2 protein-coding genes and 1 pseudogene are annotated in these 1,653 nt (G+C 61.5%); 2 read left to right on the forward strand and 1 reads right to left on the reverse strand.

The window, feature by feature from the left end; translation table 11 throughout:
• A partial coding sequence (locus tag EOA86_RS33660; RefSeq protein WP_128345487.1) for an aminotransferase class I/II-fold pyridoxal phosphate-dependent enzyme occupies window positions 1-864 on the forward strand: 864 nt, incomplete at its 5' end.
• 125 nt (window positions 865-989) lie between these two features.
• On the forward strand, window positions 990-1,370 hold the full coding sequence (locus tag EOA86_RS33665; RefSeq protein WP_029349689.1) for a YciI family protein: 381 nt from the start codon (window positions 990-992) through the stop codon (window positions 1,368-1,370).
• 24 nt (window positions 1,371-1,394) lie between these two features.
• On the opposite strand, the pseudogene EOA86_RS33670 reads toward EOA86_RS33665, so the two are convergent.
• Window positions 1,395-1,653: pseudogene (locus EOA86_RS33670) on the reverse strand (3-oxoacyl-ACP reductase); the annotation flags it as partial.

Here is a 1,653-nt window from a genome sequence, read left to right on the forward strand (position 1 = left end):
ATCCTGATGTTCGGCGAACCGGGCGCCGAGATTCTCTATCCCGATCCCGGCTTTCCCATTTATCGCTCGATGATCGAGTTCACCGGTGCTGCTCCGGTGCCGGTGCCGATGCGCGAGGAGAATGGCTTTGCGTTCTCGGCGCAGGAGACGCTGGCGCTGATCACGCCAAAGACCAGGCTGCTGATCCTAAACTCGCCGGCCAACCCGACCGGCGGGGTTACCCCCCGCGCCGAGATCGAGAAGCTGGTCAAAGGACTGGAAGCACACCCGGACATCGCCATCCTTTCGGACGAGATCTACGACGTGATGACCTATGACGGCGAGACGCATTGCTCGCTGCTGAATTTCCCTGAAATCCGCGACCGGCTGATCGTGCTCAACGGCTGGTCGAAGACCTGGGCGATGACCGGCTGGCGCATGGGCTGGTCGGTCTGGCCGAACGGCGACAAGGGCGCCCACCTCTACGACAAGGTGCGCAAGCTGGCAGTCAATTGCTGGTCCTGCGTCAATGCCCCGAGCCAATATGCCGGCATCGCCGCCATCGACGGTCCGCAGGACGACGTCGACAAGATGATGCGCGCCTTCGACCGCCGCAGGAAAGTCGTGGTCGAAGGGCTGAACGCCTTATCAGGCGTGTCCTGCATCACACCGAAGGGCGCGTTCTATGCCTTCCCCAACGTCTCAAAAACTGGCTGGAAGGCCAAGAAGCTGGCGTCTGCCTTGCTTGAGGATGCCGGCGTGGCGCTGATTGGCGGACCTGATTTCGGCATTCTCGGCGAAGGCTATATCAGGCTGTCCTACGCCAATTCCGAAGAGAACATCCTGCGCGCGCTGGAGCGGATCGAGGCATTTCTGGGCAAGTGAGGACAAAACGTATGACCGCGAAAATCGAAATCGATTTTCGCTGGTGATCATGCGCAAATCAAAGTGCTACAGCGCTCATTGCGCGTCCGGCGAAAGAATTCACGACCGAAGAAAGGTGACGTCAGATGTTTTATGCCATCCTCGCCTATCACGTGGAAGAAGTGGTCGCGGCGCTGACGCCGGAGGAGGATGCGGCGCTGATGACCGACCTGCTCCAGATCAACGAACGGCTATACCGCGAAGGCTCCCTTGGCCCGGCAGCGCGGCTCGGGGCGACACAAGACGCGTGTACCTTGCGCGGGCCGGGCGCCGGAATGGTCATTGACGGGCCTTTCGCCGAGACCAAGGAGCAATTGTTGGGACTATACGTCGTCGATTGCGCCACGCGCGATGCCGCGATCGCGATTGCGCGCGACCTACGCCGCGTCAATCCAACCGCCGTCTACGAAATCCGCCCCATTTCGCTGTATCTTCCCGGCGTGCCGCTTTCGGCTACGCAGTCTTAGACCGCCCGTCGAGTCTTCGAGCGACTACCCTCGCCCGACATACGGCATCTTCGTCGCCATCACGGTCATGAACAGTACATTGGCGTCGAGCGGCAGGCTGGCCATATGGACGACGGCATTGGCGACCTGCTGTGCATCCATCACCGCTTCGGCGGCGATGGAGCCATTGGCTTGCGGCACCCCGACCGTCATCGCCTGCGCCATGTCGGTCAAGGCGTTGCCGATGTCGATCTGGCCGCAGGCGATGTCATAAGGCCGGCCGTCCAGCGCCAGCGTCTTGGTC

Source organism: Mesorhizobium sp. M5C.F.Ca.IN.020.32.2.1 (genome assembly GCF_004023105.1).
In the GTDB taxonomy this organism is placed as follows: domain Bacteria; phylum Pseudomonadota; class Alphaproteobacteria; order Rhizobiales; family Rhizobiaceae; genus Mesorhizobium; species Mesorhizobium wenxiniae.

What these genes read in the sequence shown, in the direction of transcription:
- EOA86_RS33665 (WP_029349689.1), top strand. Translation starts at nt 990, where the DNA reads ATGTTTTATGCCATCCTCGCCTATCACGTGGAAGAAGTGGTCGCGGCG.